This is a genomic window from Pseudomonas sp. GW822-FHT04H02 (genome assembly GCF_058800645.1).
Genome location: NZ_JBXAMM010000001.1, coordinates 948,073 through 966,684, shown reverse-complemented (window position 1 = coordinate 966,684; position 18,612 = coordinate 948,073). Strand labels below are relative to the sequence as shown.

Below are 18,612 nucleotides of genomic sequence, written 5' to 3'. Positions count from 1 at the left end.
AGATGAAACGCTACGAAAAATTCGCCGATGACATCGCCGAACTGATCCGCTCCGGGGTCCTGGGGCCGGGCCAGCGTGTGCCTTCGGTGCGCTACGCCAGCCAGACCTACGGGGTCAGCCCGTCGACGGTGTTCCAGGCCTATTACCTGCTGGAGCGTCGCGGCCTGATCCGCGCCCGCCCGCGCTCCGGCTACTTCGTCAATGCCCACGCGCCGAGCCCGTTCTCGGAGCCGGTGATCAGCAGCGAAGTCAATGAGTCCACCGAAGTCGATGTCAGCGAACTGGTGTTCTCGGTGCTCGATTCGATCAAGGACCCGAGCACCGTGCCTTTCGGCTCGGCGTTCCCCAGCCCGACCCTGTTCCCCCTGCAGCGCCTGTCGCGCTCCCTGGCCAGCGCCAGCCGCGAGATGGACCCGCGGGTGGTGGTCACCGACATGTCGCCGGGCAATCCGCAGCTGCGCCGGCAGATCGCCCTGCGCTACATGGTGGCCGGGCTGATGCTGCCCATGGAGGAGTTGCTGATCACCAACGGCGCCCTGGAGGCGCTGAACCTGTGCCTGCAAGCGGTGACCGAGCCCGGCGACCTGGTGGCCATCGAGGCTCCGGCCTTCTACGCCAGCCTGCAAGTGCTGGAGCGGCTCAAGCTCAAGGCGGTGGAAATCCCCGTGCACCCGCGCGACGGCATCGACCTCGGGGTGCTGGCCCAGACCCTGGAGCGGCACCCGATCAAGGCCTGCTGGTGCATGACCAACTTCCAGAACCCCATGGGCGCGAGCATGCCCGAGGCGAAGAAACAGGAGCTGGTGGAGCTGCTGCGCCAGCACCAGGTGCCGCTGATCGAAGACGACGTCTACGCCGAGCTGTACTACGGCCAGCAGGCGCCGAAACCGGCCAAGGCCTTCGACACCGAGGGCCTGGTGATGCACTGCGGCTCCTTCGCCAAGAGCCTGGCCCCGGGCTACCGCATCGGCTGGGTCGCGGCCGGGCGCTATGCGCAGAAGATCGAACGGCTGAAACTGATGACCTCGCTGTGTGCCTCGATGCCGGCCCAGGCGGCGATTGCCGACTACCTGCAACACGGTGGCTACGACCGCCACCTGCGCAAGCTGCGCTATGCCCTGGAAGAACAGCAGAGCGCCATGCTGGCGGCGATCGCCCGTTACTTCCCGGCCCAGACCCGGGTCAGCCAGCCGGCCGGCGGCTACTTCCTGTGGCTGGAGCTGCCGCCGCAGATGGACTCGCTGAAACTGTTCCAGATGGCCCTGGCCCAAGGCATCAGCATCGCCCCGGGGCCGATCTTTTCGCCGACCCAGCGCTTTCGCAACTGCATCCGCCTGAACTATGGCAGCCCGTGGAACGAAGCCGCGGAAAAGGCCATGGAAACCCTGGGGCGGATCATTCGGTCCTTTTGAGCACAACCGCCCCACCCGCACCTGTAGGAGCCGGCTTGCCGGCGAAGAGGCCCGTGAGCCATGCAGCGCCTGAGCGGACGCCTTCGCTGGCAAGCCGGCTCCTACGGAGCGGTACACACCGCGCAATCTCCAGGCCGAGTGAGTCGCTGCAAGAGCGGAACCGCAAGTAGCCGCACCCGCCGGAATGGATATGTACCCCATCCCACGCGCCCCATGACAGAACCAAATCCCCTTGCCACCTCCCCTCAACTCATTCAGCATCCGCGCTCCAATTTTCCAGGGAAAGGAACACGTCATGGTCGAAGACCTGTATTACGACGACTACCCAGAGGCCAAGGCCGAACTGATCAAGGCCATCGAACGTGGCCGCCTGCCACTGCTGACCCAGGAACTCAACGCCTACGACTGCATCCAGGCGATCTTCGAACTGGACGCCATCAACAACCCCAAGGACGAGCAAGACGCCTTCTTCGACCTGGCCCTGGCCCTGATCGGCTGGATTCCCGGCCCCGGGCACGGCCTGAAGATCCTTTTGCGCCTGATCAACCGCGCCCCCCAGCGCCACGCCGAAAAGCTCTTCGACCTGATCCGCCACACCCTGCTGGCCTGCCGCCTGAAGACCAGCCCCGAACAGCTGCTGGAAAAGTGCCTGGACCCCGTGCGCCTGGCCGAGGAACTGCCCGAGATCATCCGCGGCGTGAGCGCCTCCAGCACCTTCAACAGCCTTACGCCCCAGCAGCAGCGCCTGGTGCTGCACAACCTCAACGAAGCCTGCGAACACACCGAGTTCCTCATGGTGTCGGTGCAAGAGCGCATCGCCCCCTGGATCGCCGAGCAACGCAACAACTCGGCCGCCGCCCACAGCCGCGGCCCGGCCCTGGCGCCCAAGCCGCAGTCGTCCCTGGAACCGCGCCCAACGACCCTCACCGCCGCGCCACAACCCGGGGCCCACGACGCCGCAAGCCTCGCCCAGGACATCAACCAGGGCCTGGAACACCTCACCGGTGAGGGCCACTGGCTGGAACTGAACCTGCACTACCCCAACCTGGAGCCGGTGTCCGGCGCCGCCTACCGAGCGGTGTTCAGTGACGGCTCGCAAGCCGAGGGCAACCTCGACCAGGAAGGTTTTGCCCGCCTGGAAGGCATCCCCGAGGGCCCGGTGAAGGTCTACTACGGCGAAGACCCACGGCCCTACCTGCGCCGGCCAATCGTTGCCCTGCCCGCGGATGCACAGCAGTTGGAAGAAGAGCTGGAGCAGCTTGACCTGGAGCCCGCCGAAGTCGACCTGCCGACCCTGCTGCTGGAAACTTCGCAGCGCAAGGCGCCCTTCACCCTGATTCCCGTGTACTGAGCCAAGGCACCGACATGAACCGCAGACAAGTGTTTCTCAGCCACAAGCAGTACCACGACTTCCTCGAAAGCCTGGCCGGCGAAGAGGCCCACTGGCAGACCCACTCGATGATGGCCGACAGCCCCGAGCAGGAAGCCTCCCTCAAGGCCTCCAATGTGCGCAGCGCGCGCCTGCACCACCTGATCCTGGGCTACACCGGCGGTGCACCCATGGAGCAACTGGCCCGGGAGCTGGATGGGGTGATCGAAGGCTACGAGGACTACCAGCGCAAGATGGGGGTTTATGAAGAACGGCCGGATATCGCGCCGCTGAACATCGAAGACTACCCCGACGAGTACGAGGAATATGTCCAGGTCATCAGCCTGTGCATCCTGCTGCAACGCAGCGACCTGCTACCGCGTCTGGTGCTGCTGCAGGACCGTGCCGGCTTTGGCGGCCAGGACACCCTGATCGAGGACCTGCTCAAGGCCTACCTGCCGGATCGTGAAGACGTTGATCAGTGGTTCCACGACGTCTCCACGCCCCTGATCCGGGCCATCTACACCGAAGATCCGGATGAACCCCGGGAACTGCTGGTGGAGTACTGCAACCAGTGGTACGAGGCGTTCGAACAGGCCCCATGGCACGACAGCCACCTGGACGGCGACGAGGGTTCCTACTTCGGCTACTGGGCCTTTGAAGCGGCGGCGGTGGCCTACCTCTACGGCCTGGACGACAGCGCGGTGAAACACATGGTCTTCCCCCGGGAGATGCTCGAATACGCCCGGCGCTTTACCCCGCCGCCGATGCCCTTCCACTGAGGCCGGGTACTGACATGCAACGCAGGCAGGTGTTTCTCGACCCGAAGCAGTACCACATCCTCCTGGAGTTCCTGGCGGGTACCGAAGCCCATTGGCAGACACACTCTATGGAAGAGGACTACCCCGGGCAGGAAGCCTCGCTCAAGGCCTGGGAGGTCAAGCGAGCACGCCTGGACCATCTGATCCTGGGCTACACCGGCGGCAAGGCCATGCCGGAGCTGGCCCAGGAGCTGGACGCACTGATCGCCAGCTACGAGGAGCATCAGCGCACCCTGGCCCTGTGCAACGAGGTGCCCGATATCGCGCCGCTGAACATCGAGGACTACCTCGACCAGTACGAGGAATACGTGCAGGTCATCAGCCTGTGCATCCTGCTGCAACGCCGCGACCTGCTGCCGCGCATGGTGGCGCTGCAGGACCGCGCCGGCTACCACGCCGAGGACACCCTGATCGAGGACTTGCTCAAGCCCTGCCTGCCGGACCGCGCTGACATTGATGAGTGGTACCACCCGGTCTATACGCCGCTGATCAGGGCCATCTACGCCGATCAAGCGGACGAGGCCCGGGAGCTGCTGGTGGAGTACTGCAACCAGTGGTATGAAGCGTTCGAGCAGGCCCCATGGCACGACTCCCACCTGGACGGTGAATCCTACTTCGGCTACTGGGCCTTTGAAGCTGCGGCAGTGGCCTACCTCTACGGCCTGGACGACAGCGCGGTCAAGCACATGGTCTTCCCCCGGGAGATGCTCGAATACGCCCGGCGCTTTACCCCGCCGCCGATGCCCCAATAGCTGGCGCAGCACTGATAGCCCCCGTTTACCGCTCCTTCTTAAAGGTTATGCATTGCCCATGAAATCCTGGATCAAGACCCTGCTGATCACCCTGCTCGCAGCCGCCCTGTGCCTGCTGTTCGCCCGCGTTGTGCTGCCCCCGCTGCTGGTGCAGTTGATACCGCCGAGCTGGGAAGGCGGCCCGTGGTTCTGGGTCAATCTGCTGCTGGCGGGTTTCCTGGCCGGGCTGGTGGTGGCGCCCCTGCTGCGGACCCGGCGTTATTACCCGGTGCCGCTGCTGCTTCTTCTGTCCGTCCTGGTGGTGGTCGGCAATTGGGCGCAGAACCGCTGCAATGACGCCCAGTTGCAGGCCATCGAGCAGCTGGAAAGGCGCAGCGCGAGCCATTCGAACCTGGGGTTCTCCAATGAGGAACCCGCACCATCGGCGCCTGTGGACGTGAGCGCCACACCGGGCGTCTGGGCCCATGAGCAAGGCGATGGATATGGCTACAGCTGCAACCGCCCGGGGGAAACCCTGGGGTTCCTGATGCCACAGTTGATGAGCTTTGGCACCAGCGTACTGGGGCTATTGCTGGCCCTGCTGATCGGCCCCGGCCGCCGCCGCGCCCGCTGAGGAAACCGCAGGAGCTGGCTTGCCAGCGAAGGCGTTTGCAAGCGCGGCGCAAGACTCAAGGGCCCCTTCGCCGGCAAGCCGGCTCCTACACGGCAGACCACAAGCTCGGAGGGGGCTGTAGGAGCTGGCTTGCCAGCGAAGGCGTCTGCAAGGTCGGCGCAAGGCTTGAGGGCCCCTTCGCCGGCAAGCCGGCCCCTACGGGATAGGCCGCGGACTTGCGGGGGCTCAGCGGCCGCCGCCCAGGTCGACGAAGGTGCCGGTGGCGTAGGAGGCCTTGTCCGACAGCAGCCAGACAATCGCCTCGGCCACTTCATCAGGACGCCCGCCACGCCCCATGGGGATTGCCGATTCCAGCTTGCTGACCCGGTCGGCATCGCCGCTCAGGGCATGAAAGTCGGTGTAGATATAGCCCGGGCGCACCGCGTTGACGCGGATGCCCTCGCCCGCCACTTCCTTGGACAGGCCGATGGTGAAGGTGTCCAGGGCGCCCTTGGAGGCGGCGTAGTCGACGTATTCCCCCGGCGAACCCAGGCGCGCCGCCACAGAGGAGACGTTGACGATGCTGCCGCCCTGCCCGCCATGGCGCGGCGACATGCGCAGCACCGCATGCTTGGCGCAGAGGATCGGCCCCATGACATTGGTCTTCATGATCTTCTGGATGCGAAATTCGGACATTTCATCCAGCCGCGACTTGTGGCCCACGGTCCCGGCATTGTTGACCAGGGCCGTGACCCGCCCCAGTTCGCTGTCGACCCGCTGGAACAGACCGATCACTTCATCCTCGATACTGACGTCGGCGCGCACCGCAATGGCCTGCACGCCCAGGGCGCGAACCTGTTCGAGCACCTGCAGGGCGGACTGCTCGTCGGCCTGGTAGTTGATGCACACCTTGAATCCCTGCTGCGCGGCCAACACTGCCGTGGCGGCGCCTATACCCCTTCCGCCACCGGTGATGACGATGACTTTATCCATGCTGCCGACTCCCTCACTGAACATTTCAACGCGAGCCATTAAACACCGCGCGGGCGGCGATGAAAACTGCGCAAATGTGCCACATCAAGCCAGTAGAAGTGCACGGTAGCCCCGCGCACCGACGGCGCAAACCGGCAGGGACCTGGGCGGCGGCCATATCCCTGCGAACTGCCGCCAGATCGCGACCGCAGCCGGCAAGGCGAGAGGCTCAGGCTTTTTCTTCGCCCCGGTGGATGCCCTGCATGAAACCTTCGGGCGGCAGCGGATGGCCAAGGAAATAGCCTTGCAGGGAATCACAGCCCAGTTGGGTGAGGAAGGTCTGCTGCACCCCGGTTTCCACGCCCTCGGCGACGATCCGCAGGCCCAGTGCCTGGCCCAGGGCGACAATGGCCGAGACGATGGCGGCATCGTCGCTGTCGTGCTCCAGGTCGCGGACGAAGCCGCGGTCGATCTTCAGCTCGTTGGCCGGCAGGCGCTTGAGGTACATCAGGCTGGAATAGCCGGTGCCGAAATCGTCGATGGACAGGTCCACCCCCATGTCCGCCAGCTGTTGCAGGACAAGCATGCTGACATCGGCGTCGTTCATTGCCGTGGTTTCGGTGATTTCCAGGGTCAGGTTGTTGGCCGGCAGGTGGTAGCGTTCCAGGGCATTGGCCACGCTCCTGACCAGCCCGGCATGGCAGAACTGCAAGGCCGAGAGATTCACCGCGATGCGCCAGTCGGTGTAGCCCTGGACGTACCACTCGCGCATCTGCCGGCAGGCCTCGTTGAGCACCCACTCGCCGATGGCAATGATCAGCCCGGTCTTCTCCGCCAGTTCGATGAACTTGTCCGGCAGCAACAGGCCATGCTGGGGATGCTCCCAGCGCAGCAGCGCCTCGGCCCCCACCGGCAGGCCATTGGCAGCGTCGAACTTGGGTTGGTAGTGCAGGCGGAACTGATGATGCTCCAGGGCATTGCGCAGATCCTGCAGCAATTGCAGCTGGCGCCGGGCATTGCTGTTCATCGAGGCATCGAAAAAGCTGTAGCCATTCTTGCCGGTGCCCTTGGCGTGGTACATCGCCGCATCGGCGTTCATCAGCAGTTCCTGGGCACTCAGGCCATTGCCCGGGTACACCGCAATGCCGATGCTGGCGGAAATCTGCAGGTCGTGCTCGGCCACCCGGAACGAGCGCGATACCAGCCCCACCTGGCGTGCCGCCAGGCGCAGGGCATCGTCCGGCTCGGCCAGTTGCACCAGCAGCACGAACTCATCGCCGCCGATCCGCGCCAGGGTGTCCTCGCTGCGCAAATCCTCGCGCAGGCGCTGGGCCACTTCGCGCAGCAACTGGTCGCCCATGTGGTGGCCAAAGGCGTCGTTGACCGGCTTGAAACCGTCCAGATCGATGAACATCAGCGCAAAACAGCCACCATGGGCAGTGACCCGGTGCATCGCCTGGTCAATGCGGTCGGCCAGCAGAATGCGGTTCGGCAGCCCGGTCAGGGTGTCGTGCAACGCCAGTTGGGTCAGTTCCTTGTTGGCTTCGGTCAACGATTGCGCCAGCACCGCGGTGCGGGCTTCCAGCCGCGCATCCAGCACCGAGGTCAGCAAGGCGATGATCAGCACCGCCAGGGTGGTGATCAGCACCAGGTTGTCCAGGCCCTTGCCGCTCAGGCCGTTGCCCAGGGCGCCGCAGAAACTGCCATCGGCGAAACGCGCCGCGGCCATGCCGGTGTAATGCATGCCGACGATGGCAAAGCCCATGACAATCGCCGCGCCGGTCCGGGCCAGACGTACGTAAGGGGTGTTCTGGCGCAGGCGAAAGGCAATCCACAGCGCCGCCAGCGACGCGCCGAAGGCAATCAGCAGCGAGGCGCCGAACAGGCTCGGGTCGTAGTCGATGCCCGGCTGCATGCGCATGGCCGCCATGCCGGTGTAGTGCATGCCACTGATGCCCGAGCCCATGATCAGCGCGCCGAACAGCAACTGCCACAGCGGCAGCCGCGGCTGGCTCACCAGCCACAGGGCAAAGCCGCAGGACAGGATCGAGATCAGCAGCGACAGGGCGGTGAGCTGGATGTCGTAGCCCAGGTCGATGGGCAGGCTGAAGGCCAGCATGCCGATAAAGTGCATGGACCACACACCGACGCCCATGGCCAGGGCTCCGCCCATCATCCATAGATAAGCGGCACGGCCGGTGGTGGTGGCAATGCGCCCGGTCAGGTCGAGGGCAGTATAGGAAGCGAGGATCGCCACGAAAATGGAGATCAGGACCAGTGCGGAGGAGTAGCTACCGATGAGCATGAGGCGTCTCTTGGCCGTTGTGCCGACATCCCTGCGCGGCGGGCAAAACCGCAGATTGTACTGATTGCGTGGAAGAACGCATCTACAAAGTTAGCAAAAAGCCATTAGTCGGACAGAACGCCGTTTTCGGCTGTCTCATACCCCTACAAGCCCTGTGGGCATGGGCTTTGCGGGAAGTCGCGAGCAGTTGCAAACGGCTCCGGATACGCCCTGCCTGCGGCTGTCGAGCAGGCCTTGCAGCCACCTTGCAGCCACCTTGCTGCAAGGCCTTCAAGGGCCTATTTCTGCTCGCTGGCCTGCAGCTGGCCATCCCAGCCACCGCCCATGGCGGCGATCAACTGCACGCTGGCGATCAGCCGGCTCTGCAACAGGCTGAGCACGCTACGCTCGTTGCTCAGGGCAGTGGTCTGGCTGGTGACCACATCCAGGTAGGCGATCAGCCCGGCCTTGTACTGGTTCTCGGTCAGGCGCAGGGCCTCGCGGGCCGAATCCAGGGCCTGCTGGCGCACCCCCGCCTCGTCCTCCATGACCTTGAGCTGGACCATGTAGTTCTCCACCTCGCGGAAACCGTCGAGCACGGTCTGCCGGTACTTGGCCACGGTCTGGTCGTACACCGCCTCGGTGCGGTCCACTTCCGCCGAACGCTGGCCGCCGTCGAACAGGGTCATGGCCAGTTTCGGCCCTACCGACCAGAAGCGGTTCGGCAGGCTGATCCAGTCGGCGTAGGTGCTGCTGCTGTAGCCGCCGGCCAGGCTCAGGGTCAGGTCCGGGTAATAGGCGGCCTTGGCCACGCCGATCTTGGCGTTGGCGGCAATCACCGAACGCTCCGCCGAGGCGATGTCCGGGCGCCGCTCCAGCAGTTGCGACGGCACGCCCAATGGCACCTGGGGCAGCACGGGGATGGTCTTGCTCTCGGCCAGGTTGAACTCTGCCGGCGGCACGCCGATCAGCACGGCGATGGCGTTCTCGAACTGCGCCCGCTGCCAGATCAGGTCGATCAGGTCGGCCTGGGTGCTTTTGAGCTGGGTCTGGGCCTGGGCCACCGCATCCTTACCGGAGACCCCGGCCTGGTACTGGTTCTGGGTCATGGTCAGGGAGCGCTGATAGGCCGCCACCGTGGCCTCCAGCAGGCGCTTCTGCTCATCGATCACCCGCAGTTGCAGGTAGTTCTGCGCCAGCTCGGACTGCTGGCTCAGGCGCATGGCCGCCAGGTCGGCGAAGCTGGCCTCGGCGCTGGCCTCGTTGGCTTCCAGGTCACGGCGCAACTTGCCCCACACGTCCGCTTCCCAGCTCACCCCCAACTGGGTGTTGTAGGTGTCGCGAATGCCGCTGCTGGAACTGCTCAGGGCCGAACTGCTGCTGCCGGTGCCCTGGCTGGCGCGGGTCTTGCCGGCGCTCAGGTCGACACTGGGAAAGAACGACCCCCGGGAGCTGCGCACCAGGGCCCGGGCCTGACGGAACTGTGCCTCGGCCTGGGCCACGCTCTGGTTGGAACTGTTGAGCTTGTCGATCAGGCCATTGAGCTGGGCATCGCCGTACAGCTCCCACCAGGCGCCACGGGCCAGGGCGTCGCTGGGGTTGGCCTGGCGCCAGCCTTCGGCTTCCTTGTAGTGCACCGGCTCGGCCACCTGCGGGCGCTGGTAGTCGGGACCGATGGCGCAGGCGCTGAGCAGCAGCACGCACAAGCCCAGGCTCAAGGCCCGCGAGCCCCGGGCCATGGCCAGGCGCTGGGCGGACAGCAGAGTAACGGGACGGGACGATTGGTCGGTCATAGCGGCGTTTCCAGAGCAGCATCGGTACGGACCCCACGCCAGTGGTTGAACTTGTGGCGCAGGCGATCGAGATAGAGGTAGACCACCGGGGTGGTGTAGAGGGTCAGGACCTGGCTGAAGACCAGGCCGCCAATGATGGTCAGGCCCAGGGGCTGGCGCATTTCCGAGCCTTCGGCCCCGCCCAGCAGCAACGGCAAGGCGCCGAGGATCGCCGCCAGGGTGGTCATCAGGATCGGCCGCAGGCGTTGCAAGCAGGCGCTGCGGATCGACTGCAACGGGTCCAGGCCCTGGTGCCGCTCCAGTTGCAGCGCCAGGTCGATCATCAGGATCGCGTTCTTCTTCACCACCCCGATCAACAGGAACAGCCCCAGCAGCGAGATCAGGCTGAACTCACCGCCCAGCACATAGATCGAGAGCAAGGCGCCAACCCCGGCCGAGGGCAAGGTGGAGAGGATGGTCAGCGGGTGGATGTAGCTTTCATAGAGCACCCCGAGCACCAGGTACACCGCCAGCAGCGCGCCGAGGATCATGAACGGCTGGCTCTTCTGGGTGGCGGCGAAGGCATCGGCGGTGCCGGCCATCTTGACGATCACGTCTTCGGGCATGCCCAGCTTGGCGATCGCCCGTTCGATGGCGGCGGTGCCCTGCTCCACCGTCACGCCCTCGGCCATGTCGAAGGAAATGCTTTCCGAGGCGAACTGCCCTTCATGGCTGACCCGGTCGTCTTCCAGGCTGTTTTCATAGTGGGCGATGGCCGACAGCGGAATCCGCGCGCCGTCGGCGGTGATCACCTGCACTTGATTCAGGGTAATCGGGTCCTGGGCGTATTTCGGGTTGACCTCCATCACCACCTGGTACTGGTTGAGGCTGTCGTAGATGGTGGAGATCTGCCGCTGGCTGTAGGCGTTGTTGAGCACCGCGGTGACCATGTCCATGTCCACCCCCAGGCGCTTGGCCTGGTCGCGGTCCACCATCAGGGTCACTTGCTGGGCACCGTGGCCTTCCCGGGCGTCGATGGCGGTGAGCTCAGGCAAGGCGCGCAGCGCCGTCACCACTTTCGGGTACCACTGGCGCAACTCGCCCAGGTCACCGCTTTGCAGGATGTAGGAATACTGCGAGGTGGTCTGCTCGCGGCCGCCGCCGAACTGCAGGTCCTGGTCGGCCATCAGCATCAGTTGCGCGCCGGGCACCTTGGGCATTTCCTTGCGCAGGCGCTCGATGACCTTCTGCGCCGAGATATTGCGTTCCTTGATCGGCTTCAGGCGTACCAGCATGAAGGCGTTGTTGGTGCCGTTGTTGCCACCGATGAAGCCGGCCACGCTCTCTACTGCCGCATCCTTGAGCACGGCGCGGCGGAATATTTCCATCTTCGGCTGCATCACGCTGAAGGACAGGCCGTCGTCGCCGCGGACAAAACCGATCAACTGGCCGGTGTCCTGCTGGGGCATGAAGGTCTTGGGCACCACCACGTACAGGGCCACGTTGACGCCAATGGTCAGCAGCAGGCTGAGCAGGGTCAGGCGCCTGTGCCGCAGCACCCAGTCCAGGCTGGTGGCGTACTTGCCCATCATCCAGTCGTTGCTGCGCCGGCTCCAGCGTTGCAGGCGGTTCTCCTGGCCCGGGGTGTGGGGCTTGAGCCAGCGCGCGCAGAGCATCGGGGTCAGGGTCAGGGACACCACCAGCGATACCACGATGGCCGCGGCCAGGGTGATGGAGAACTCGCGGAACAGGCTCTCGATGATCCCGCCCATGAACAGGATCGAGAGAAACACCGCCACCAGCGACACGTTCATCGACAGCAGGGTGAAGCCCACCTCCTTGGCCCCCAGGTACGCCGCTTTCATCGGCGCGATGCCTTCGTCGATGTGCCGGGAGATGTTCTCCAGCACCACGATGGCATCGTCCACCACCAGCCCGGTGGCAAGGATCAGCGCCATCAGCGACAGGTTGTTCAGGGAAAAACCGTAGAGGTACATGATGGCAAAAGTGCCCACCAGGGATACCGGTACCGCCAGGGTCGGGATCAGCGAGGCGCGGAAATTGCCGAGGAACAGGTACACCACCAGGATCACCAGGGCCACGGCGATCAGCAGGGTCATCTCGGCCTCGTGCAGGGTGGCCTTGATCACCGGTGAGCGGTCCATGGCCAGGTTGAGCTTGACGCTGGCCGGCAGCACCGCCTGCAACGCCGGCAACTGAGCCTTGATCTCGTTCACCGTCTCGATGATGTTGGCCCCGGCCTGGCGGTTGATCACCAGCAGCACCGCCGCGTCGTCGTTGAAGAAGCCGCTGTTGTAGCGGTCCTCGACGCCGTCGCTGACCTTGGCCACGTCCTTCAGGCGCAGGGCCGCGCCGTTGTTGTAGTGGATGATCAGCGGCTCGTAGTCACGGGCCTTTTCCAACTGGTCGTTGGCCTGGATCTGCCACAGCCGCTGGTCATCCTCCACCGAGCCCTTGGGCCGGCGCTGGTTGGCATTGGCGATGGCATTGCGCACGTCGTCCAGGGCCACGCCGTACTGGTTGAGCAGTTGCGGCTCCAGTTCGATGCGCACCGCCGGCAAGGAGCTGCCACCGACCTGCACTTCGCCCACGCCCTGCACCTGGGACAGGCTCTGGGACAGGATGGTCGAGGCCAGGTCGTAGAGCTGGCCTTTCTCCAGCACATCGGAAGTCAGCGACAGCACCATGATCGGCGCCTGGGACGGGTTGACCTTCTTGTAGGTAGGCATGCTGCGCATGCCGCTGGGCAGCAGGTTGCGCGAGGCGTTGATGGCTGCCTGCACCTCCCGTGCCGCGCCGTTGATGTCGCGGTCCAGGTCGAACTGCAGGATCACCCGGGTCGAGCCCTGGCTGGAACGGCTGCTCATGGTGTTGACCCCGGCGATGGCGCCGAAGGAACGCTCCAGGGGCGTGGCCACGGTGGACGCCATGACCTCGGGACTGGCCCCGGGCAGGCTGGCCTGGACCACGATCACCGGGAAGTCCATCTGCGGCAGCGGCGCCACCGGCAGCAGGCCGAAGCTGACGCCGCCCAGCAGCATGATCGCCAGCGACAACAGCATGGTCGCCACCGGGCGCTTGATGAAGGGGCCGGAGAGGTTCATGCCGACACGCTCCAGGCTTGAGGCAGGCTGCGGCCCTTCATGCCTCCACCTCTTGGGCGTCTTCACGCTTGCCGAAGCGCCGGCCCAGGCGGTCGAAGTACAGGTAGATCACCGGCGTGGTGAACAGGGTCAGCACCTGGCTCACCAGCAGGCCGCCGACCATCACCAGGCCCAGGGGCTGGCGCAGCTCGGCGCCGGAACCGGTGGCCAGCATCAGTGGCACGGCGCCGAACAGCGCCGCCAGGGTGGTCATCAGTATCGGCCGGAAACGCAGCAGCGCCGCCTGGTAGATAGCCTGTTCCGGGGCCATGCCCTGGTGGCGTTCGGCGTCGAGGGCGAAGTCGATCATCATGATCGCGTTCTTCTTGACGATGCCGATCAGCAGGATGATGCCGATGATGGCGATCATGCCCAGGTCGTTGCCGCTGAGGATCAGCGCCAGCAAGGCCCCCACCGCCGCCGAGGGCAAGGTGGAGAGGATGGTGATCGGGTGGATATAGCTCTCATAGAGCACGCCGAGCACGATGTACATGGTCACCACCGCCGCCAGGATCAGCAGCAAGGTGCTCGACAGCGAGGCCTGGAAGGCTTCCGCCGCGCCCTGGAAGCGGGTCTGCACGCCCACCGGCATGCCGATCTCCTGCTGCACCTGCTCGATCACGTCCACCGCCTTGCCCAGGGCCACGCCCGGAGCCAGGTTGAAGGACATCATTACCGCCGGGAACTGGCCGATATGGGCGATGGCCAGTTGCGCCTGGCGCTCCTCGACATGGGCCAGGCTCGACAGCCGCACTTGGCCGCCGTCGGTGGTCTTGACGTGGATCTGCTCCAGGGCCTGGGGCCCGATGCGCTCGCCGGCCTGGGCCTGGAGCACCACCCGGTACTGGCTGGCCTGGGTGTAGATGGTGGAGATCTGGCGCTGGCCGAAGGCGTCGTACAGGGCGTCGGTGATGTTCGCCACCGAAACCCCGACCCGGGACGCGGCGTCACGGTCGATCACCATGAACACCTGCAGGCCCTTGTCCTGCAGGTCGCTGGCCACGTCGGTGAGCTCCGGACGCTGGGCCAGGGCCTGCACCAGGCGATTGCTCCACAGGCTCAGCAGCTCGGCATCCGGCGACGACAGGCTGAACTGGTACTGGGTGCGGCTGACCCGGTCCTCGATGGTCAGGTCCTGTACCGGCTGCATGAACAGGCGGATGCCCAGCAGCTTGTCCACCTCGGGCTGGATCCGCGCGATCACCTGGGCTGCGCTCAGGTCGCGCTCGCTGTGGGGCTTGAGGTTGATCAGCAGGCGACCGCTGTTGAGGGTGGCGTTGTCGCCGTCCACCCCGATGTAGGACGACAGGCTTTGCACCGCCGGGTCCTGCAGGATGATCTTGGCCAGGTCCTGCTGGCGCTGGCTCATGGCGGCGAAGGACACCGACTGCGGCGCCTCGGAAATGCCCTGGATGACCCCAGTGTCCTGCACCGGGAAGAAGCCCTTGGGCACCACCATATAAAGGAACACGGTCAGGCCCAGGGTGCCGATGGCCACCATCAGGGTCAGGAACTGGTGCTTGAGTACCCACTGCAACTTGCGCCCGTAGCTTTCGATCAGCCAGTCGATCCAGGCCCCGCTGGCGCGGTAGAAGCGCCCCTGCTCTTCAGGCTTGGGCTCACGCTTGAGCAGCCGCGCGCACATCATCGGGGTCAGGGTCAGGGACACCACCAGGGAAATCAGGATCGCCACCGCCAGGGTGATGGCGAACTCGCGGAACAGCCGGCCCACCACGTCGGCCATGAACAGCAGCGGGATCAGCACCGCGATCAGCGACAGGGTCAGGGAGATCAGGGTGAAGCCGATCTGCCTGGCGCCCTTGAGCGCTGCCTGCATCGGGCTGTCGCCCTCCTCGATGAAGCGCGAGATGTTCTCCAGCATGACGATGGCATCGTCCACCACGAAGCCGGTGGCGATGGTCAAGGCCATCAGGGTCAGGTTGTTCACCGAGAAGCCGGCCAGGTACATCACCCCGAAGGTGCCGATCAGCGACAGCGGCACGGCAATCGAAGGAATGATGGTGGCACTGGCCCGGCGCAGGAACAGGAAGGTCACCATCACCACCAGCGCGATGGCGATCAACAGTTCGTGCTGCACATCCTTGACCGAAGCGCGGATGGTCTGGGTACGGTCGGTGAGCACGGTGACGTCCAGGCCTGCCGGCAGGTTGTCGGTGATGCTCGGCAGCAGCGCCTTGATCCGGTCCACCACCTCGATCACGTTGGCCCCGGGCTGGCGCTGGATATTGAGCAGCACCGCCTGGTTCTCGTTGGCCCAGGCCGCCAGGCGCTCGTTCTCCGCGCCATCGACGATCTCGGCCACATCCTTCAGGCGCAGCGGCGCGCCATTGTTGTAGGCCAGGATCAGCTCGGCGTAGTCCTTGGGCGAAGTCAACTGGTCGTTGGCGTCGAGCATCGAGACCCGGGTCGGGCCGTCGAAGTTGCCCTTGGGCTGGTTGACGTTGGAGGCGCCGATCAGGGCGCGCACGTCCGCCAGGTTCAGCCCGTTGGCCGCCAGGGCCTCGGGGTTGACCTTGATCCGCACCGCCTGGCGCTGGCCGCCGGCAATGCTGACCATGCCCACGCCGCTGATCTGGGCGATCTTCTGCGCCATGCGCGTATCCACCAGGTCATTGAGCTTGGGCAGCAGCATGGTCTTGGAGGTAATGGCCAGGGTCAGCACCGGGGTGTCCGCCGGGTTGACCTTGTTGTACACCGGCGGCGCCGGCAGGTCCTTGGGCAACAGGTTGGTGGCAGCGTTGATCGCCGCCTGCACCTGCTGCTCGGCCACGTCCATATTGATATCGAGGCTGAAGCGCAGGGTCAGCACCGAGGCCCCGCCGGAACTGGTGGAGGCCATCTGGGTCAGGCCGGGCATCTGCCCGAACTGGCGTTCCAGGGGCGCGGTGACCGCGCTGGTCATCACGTCCGGGCTGGCCCCGGGGTACAGGGTCATGACCCGGATGGTCGGGTAGTCCACCTGGGGCAAGGCCGACACCGGCAGCAGGCGATAGGCGATCAGGCCGGCCAGGACAATGGCCAGCATGCTCAGGGTGGTGGCTACCGGACGGAGGATGAACAGCCGCGAGAAATTCATGCGCCGACCTTTTGCGCCTTGCCATCAACCGGCTTGCCGTCTGCGGCCGGTGCCCCGGCGGGCTGGCCCTGCAGGTGTTCGGTGGGGGTGGTGGGCACGTCGATGCTGTCGTTGACCACTTCCACCTCGCTGCCGTCCTTGAGGCGGTCGGTGCCTTCCATCACCACCCGGTCGCCGGCCTTGAGGCCGTCCTGGATCACCGTCGAGTCGCCGTTGCTGGCGCCCACCTTGAGCTGACGGATCTTCACCTTGTTATCACCATCCAGGGCGTAGACGAAGGTGCCGTTGGTGCCGAACTGGATCGCTGCCGAAGGTGCCAGCACCACGTTCTTCAGGGTGTCGGCCAGCAGCCGCACATTGACGAACTGGTTGGGGAACAGGCCCTGGTCGCGGTTATCGAAGCGCGCCTTGAACTTCAGGGTGCCGGTGGTGGTGTCGATCTGGTTGTCCAGGCTCTGCAGCACGCCTGTGGCCTGCAGCTTCACGTCACCGCGGTCCCAGGCTTCCACCGCCAGCCTGGCGCCGCTGTGGTAGCGGGCGAGCACGGTTTCCAGGCTGTTTTCCGGCAGGGTGAAGGCCACGCTGATGGGCTGGGTCTGGGTGATGATCACCAGCGCGGTGGTGTCGTTGGCCGCCACCAGGTTGCCCACGTCCAGCTGGCGCAGGCCCAGGCGGCCGGCGATCGGCGCGCGGATGTTGGTGAATTCCAGGTTGAGCTTGGCGTCGTTGACCGCCGCCTGGTTGGTCTTGACCGTACCCTGGTACTGCCCCACCAGCGCCGCGGCGGTATCCAGGGTCTGTTTGGCGATGCTGTCCTGGGCGTACAGGCCGCGGTAACGCTCAAGGTCGACCTGGGCGTTCTTCAACTGGGCCTGGTTCTGCAGCAAGGTGCCTTCGGCCTGGAGCAAGGCGTTCTGGTACGGACGCGGATCGATCTGTGCCAGCAGGTCGCCGGCCTTGACCATCTGCCCTTCCTCGAAGTTGACCTTGACCAGTTCCCCCGCCACCCGGCTGCGCACGTTGATGGTGTTCAGTGCCGTCACCGTGCCCAGGGCCTTGTAGTACACCGCGAAATCCCCCTGGGTCACCGGTGACACCCGCACCGGGATCGGCCCGCTGGCGCCGCCGAAACCGGGGCGCATGCTGCCGCTGCGCCCGGTATGCCCGGCCGCGGCTTTCTGCCCGGCGGCCTCCTGGTGGGTACTGGCCGGCCAGAATTTCCAGCACAGGCCAGCGACCAGCAGCAGGACGAACAGGCCGAACAGCCAGCGACGGGAGTTGCGGGAGACAGAGGATTGCATGGAGTGATCAACCATTGGGCGCGTGGGAGGCTTCTTTGAGAAGGCTGAAAGATAAGCACTGGAACCGTTTTAGCAAAGCGCCTTTACCGGCAATTTACCTTTGACTGACGTTTCAAGGAGCGGTGCTAAGCCACTGAAGCACAAATAAAAACGGCCTGGACAGAGCCAGGCCGTGAATAATTGTAAAACCTGTTACTTGAGCACGGCCAGGGCCGCGTCGTAGTTCGGCTCTTCGGCGATTTCCTTGACCAGCTCGCTGTGCAGCACCTTGTCGTTTTCATCCAGCACCACCACGGCGCGGGCAGTCAGGCCGGCCAGCGGGCCGTCGGCGATGGCCACGCCGTAGTTCTCGATGAACTCGCGGCCACGCAGGGTCGACAGGTTCTGCACGTTTTCCAGGCCTTCGGCGCCGCAGAAGCGTGCCTGGGCGAATGGCAGGTCGGCAGAGATGCACAGCACCACGGTGTTGGCCAGCTCGTTGGCCTGGGCGTTGAACTTGCGCACCGAGGTGGCGCAGGTCGGGGTGTCGACGCTTGGGAAGATGTTCAGCACCTTGCGCTTGCCGGCGAGGCTGCTCAGGGAAACATCGGCCAGGCCTGCGCCCACCAGGGTGAACGCTGGGGCTTTGGAACCGACTTGCGGCAATTGGCCGTTAACCTGCACCGGGTTGCCTTTGAGAGTGACTTGAGCCATGAACGGAGTCCTTATTGAACAGTGATGATGGAACAGCAATGAGAAATTCCTGAGAGGCCGAAGTTAAGCATGAAACGGCCCGGGCACCTATGCCCCACGGGCAAATTGTCCAACAACCCACCCCGACACCGGCATTACCGGATGCAGGGGCTGGCTTGCCAGCAAAGGCGCTTTCAAACCTTGCGCAAGCCTCAAGGGCCCCTTCGCCGGCAAGCCGGCTCCTACAGGGGCGAATTTGGGTGTTTCGGTGTAGGAGCTGGCTTGCCAGCGAAAGCGATTTCGAGACTTGCGCAAGCCTCAAGGCCGCCTTCGCCGGCAAGCCGGCTCCTACAGGGGCGAATTTGGGTGTTTCGGTGTAGGAGCTGGCTTGCCAGCGAAAGCGA

Annotated in this window: 12 protein-coding genes; 5 read left to right on the top strand and 7 right to left on the bottom strand. The window is 65.1% G+C overall.

What is annotated here, in order from left to right:
* Positions 1 to 2: 2 nt before the first annotated feature.
* The 5 genes from mapR to AC1RMG_RS04510 all read left to right on the top strand — a co-directional run bounded on the left by mapR (position 3) and on the right by AC1RMG_RS04510 (position 4,967).
* Positions 3 to 1,412 (top strand): GntR family transcriptional regulator MpaR, encoded by a 1,410-nt coding sequence (mapR, locus tag AC1RMG_RS04530; RefSeq protein WP_011061157.1) that lies wholly within the window; start codon positions 3 to 5, stop codon positions 1,410 to 1,412.
* Positions 1,413 to 1,707: 295 nt separating this feature from the next.
* Entirely contained in the window at positions 1,708 to 2,763 is a 1,056-nt protein-coding gene (locus AC1RMG_RS04525) for a hypothetical protein (RefSeq protein WP_262214568.1), read from the top strand.
* A 14-nt stretch (positions 2,764 to 2,777) separates the two neighbouring features.
* Positions 2,778 to 3,563 carry a PoNe immunity protein domain-containing protein gene (locus tag AC1RMG_RS04520; protein WP_053158334.1) on the top strand — a complete coding sequence of 262 codons (786 nt, stop codon included), beginning with the start codon at positions 2,778 to 2,780 and terminating at the stop codon, positions 3,561 to 3,563.
* A 14-nt stretch (positions 3,564 to 3,577) separates the two neighbouring features.
* Positions 3,578 to 4,354, top strand: coding sequence for a PoNe immunity protein domain-containing protein (locus AC1RMG_RS04515; protein WP_493168496.1), 777 nt, complete (start codon positions 3,578 to 3,580; stop codon positions 4,352 to 4,354).
* A 58-nt stretch (positions 4,355 to 4,412) separates the two neighbouring features.
* Positions 4,413 to 4,967, top strand: a complete 555-nt coding sequence (locus AC1RMG_RS04510; RefSeq protein WP_065363984.1) for a hypothetical protein — start codon at positions 4,413 to 4,415, stop codon at positions 4,965 to 4,967.
* Between the two features lie 225 nt (positions 4,968 to 5,192).
* Here the strand turns inward: AC1RMG_RS04510 and AC1RMG_RS04505 are convergent, their stop codons facing one another.
* The 7 genes from AC1RMG_RS04505 to tpx all read right to left on the bottom strand — a co-directional run bounded on the left by AC1RMG_RS04505 (position 5,193) and on the right by tpx (position 18,229).
* Entirely contained in the window at positions 5,193 to 5,939 is a 747-nt protein-coding gene (locus AC1RMG_RS04505) for an SDR family oxidoreductase (RefSeq protein ID WP_015635506.1), read from the bottom strand.
* Between the two features lie 208 nt (positions 5,940 to 6,147).
* Positions 6,148 to 8,223 (bottom strand): putative bifunctional diguanylate cyclase/phosphodiesterase, encoded by a 2,076-nt coding sequence (locus tag AC1RMG_RS04500; protein WP_065363983.1) that lies wholly within the window; start codon positions 8,221 to 8,223, stop codon positions 6,148 to 6,150.
* A 278-nt stretch (positions 8,224 to 8,501) separates the two neighbouring features.
* Positions 8,502 to 9,995, bottom strand: a complete 1,494-nt coding sequence (locus tag AC1RMG_RS04495; protein WP_019095227.1) for an efflux transporter outer membrane subunit — start codon at positions 9,993 to 9,995, stop codon at positions 8,502 to 8,504.
* Positions 9,992 to 13,099: an efflux RND transporter permease subunit gene (locus AC1RMG_RS04490; RefSeq protein ID WP_015635503.1), complete on the bottom strand. Its 3,108-nt coding sequence runs from the start codon at positions 13,097 to 13,099 to the stop codon at positions 9,992 to 9,994. Before AC1RMG_RS04490 ends, AC1RMG_RS04495 begins: the two co-directional genes overlap by 4 nt.
* A 37-nt stretch (positions 13,100 to 13,136) precedes the next feature.
* Complete coding sequence (locus AC1RMG_RS04485) at positions 13,137 to 16,235, bottom strand: MdtB/MuxB family multidrug efflux RND transporter permease subunit (RefSeq protein ID WP_015635502.1); 3,099 nt, start codon at positions 16,233 to 16,235, stop codon at positions 13,137 to 13,139.
* Positions 16,232 to 17,551: an MdtA/MuxA family multidrug efflux RND transporter periplasmic adaptor subunit gene (locus AC1RMG_RS04480; protein ID WP_123577787.1), complete on the bottom strand. Its 1,320-nt coding sequence runs from the start codon at positions 17,549 to 17,551 to the stop codon at positions 16,232 to 16,234. Before AC1RMG_RS04480 ends, AC1RMG_RS04485 begins: the two co-directional genes overlap by 4 nt.
* 177 nt (positions 17,552 to 17,728) lie before the next feature.
* Entirely contained in the window at positions 17,729 to 18,229 is a 501-nt protein-coding gene (gene tpx / locus AC1RMG_RS04475) for a thiol peroxidase (protein WP_011061148.1), read from the bottom strand.
* Positions 18,230 to 18,612 lie beyond the last annotated feature (383 nt).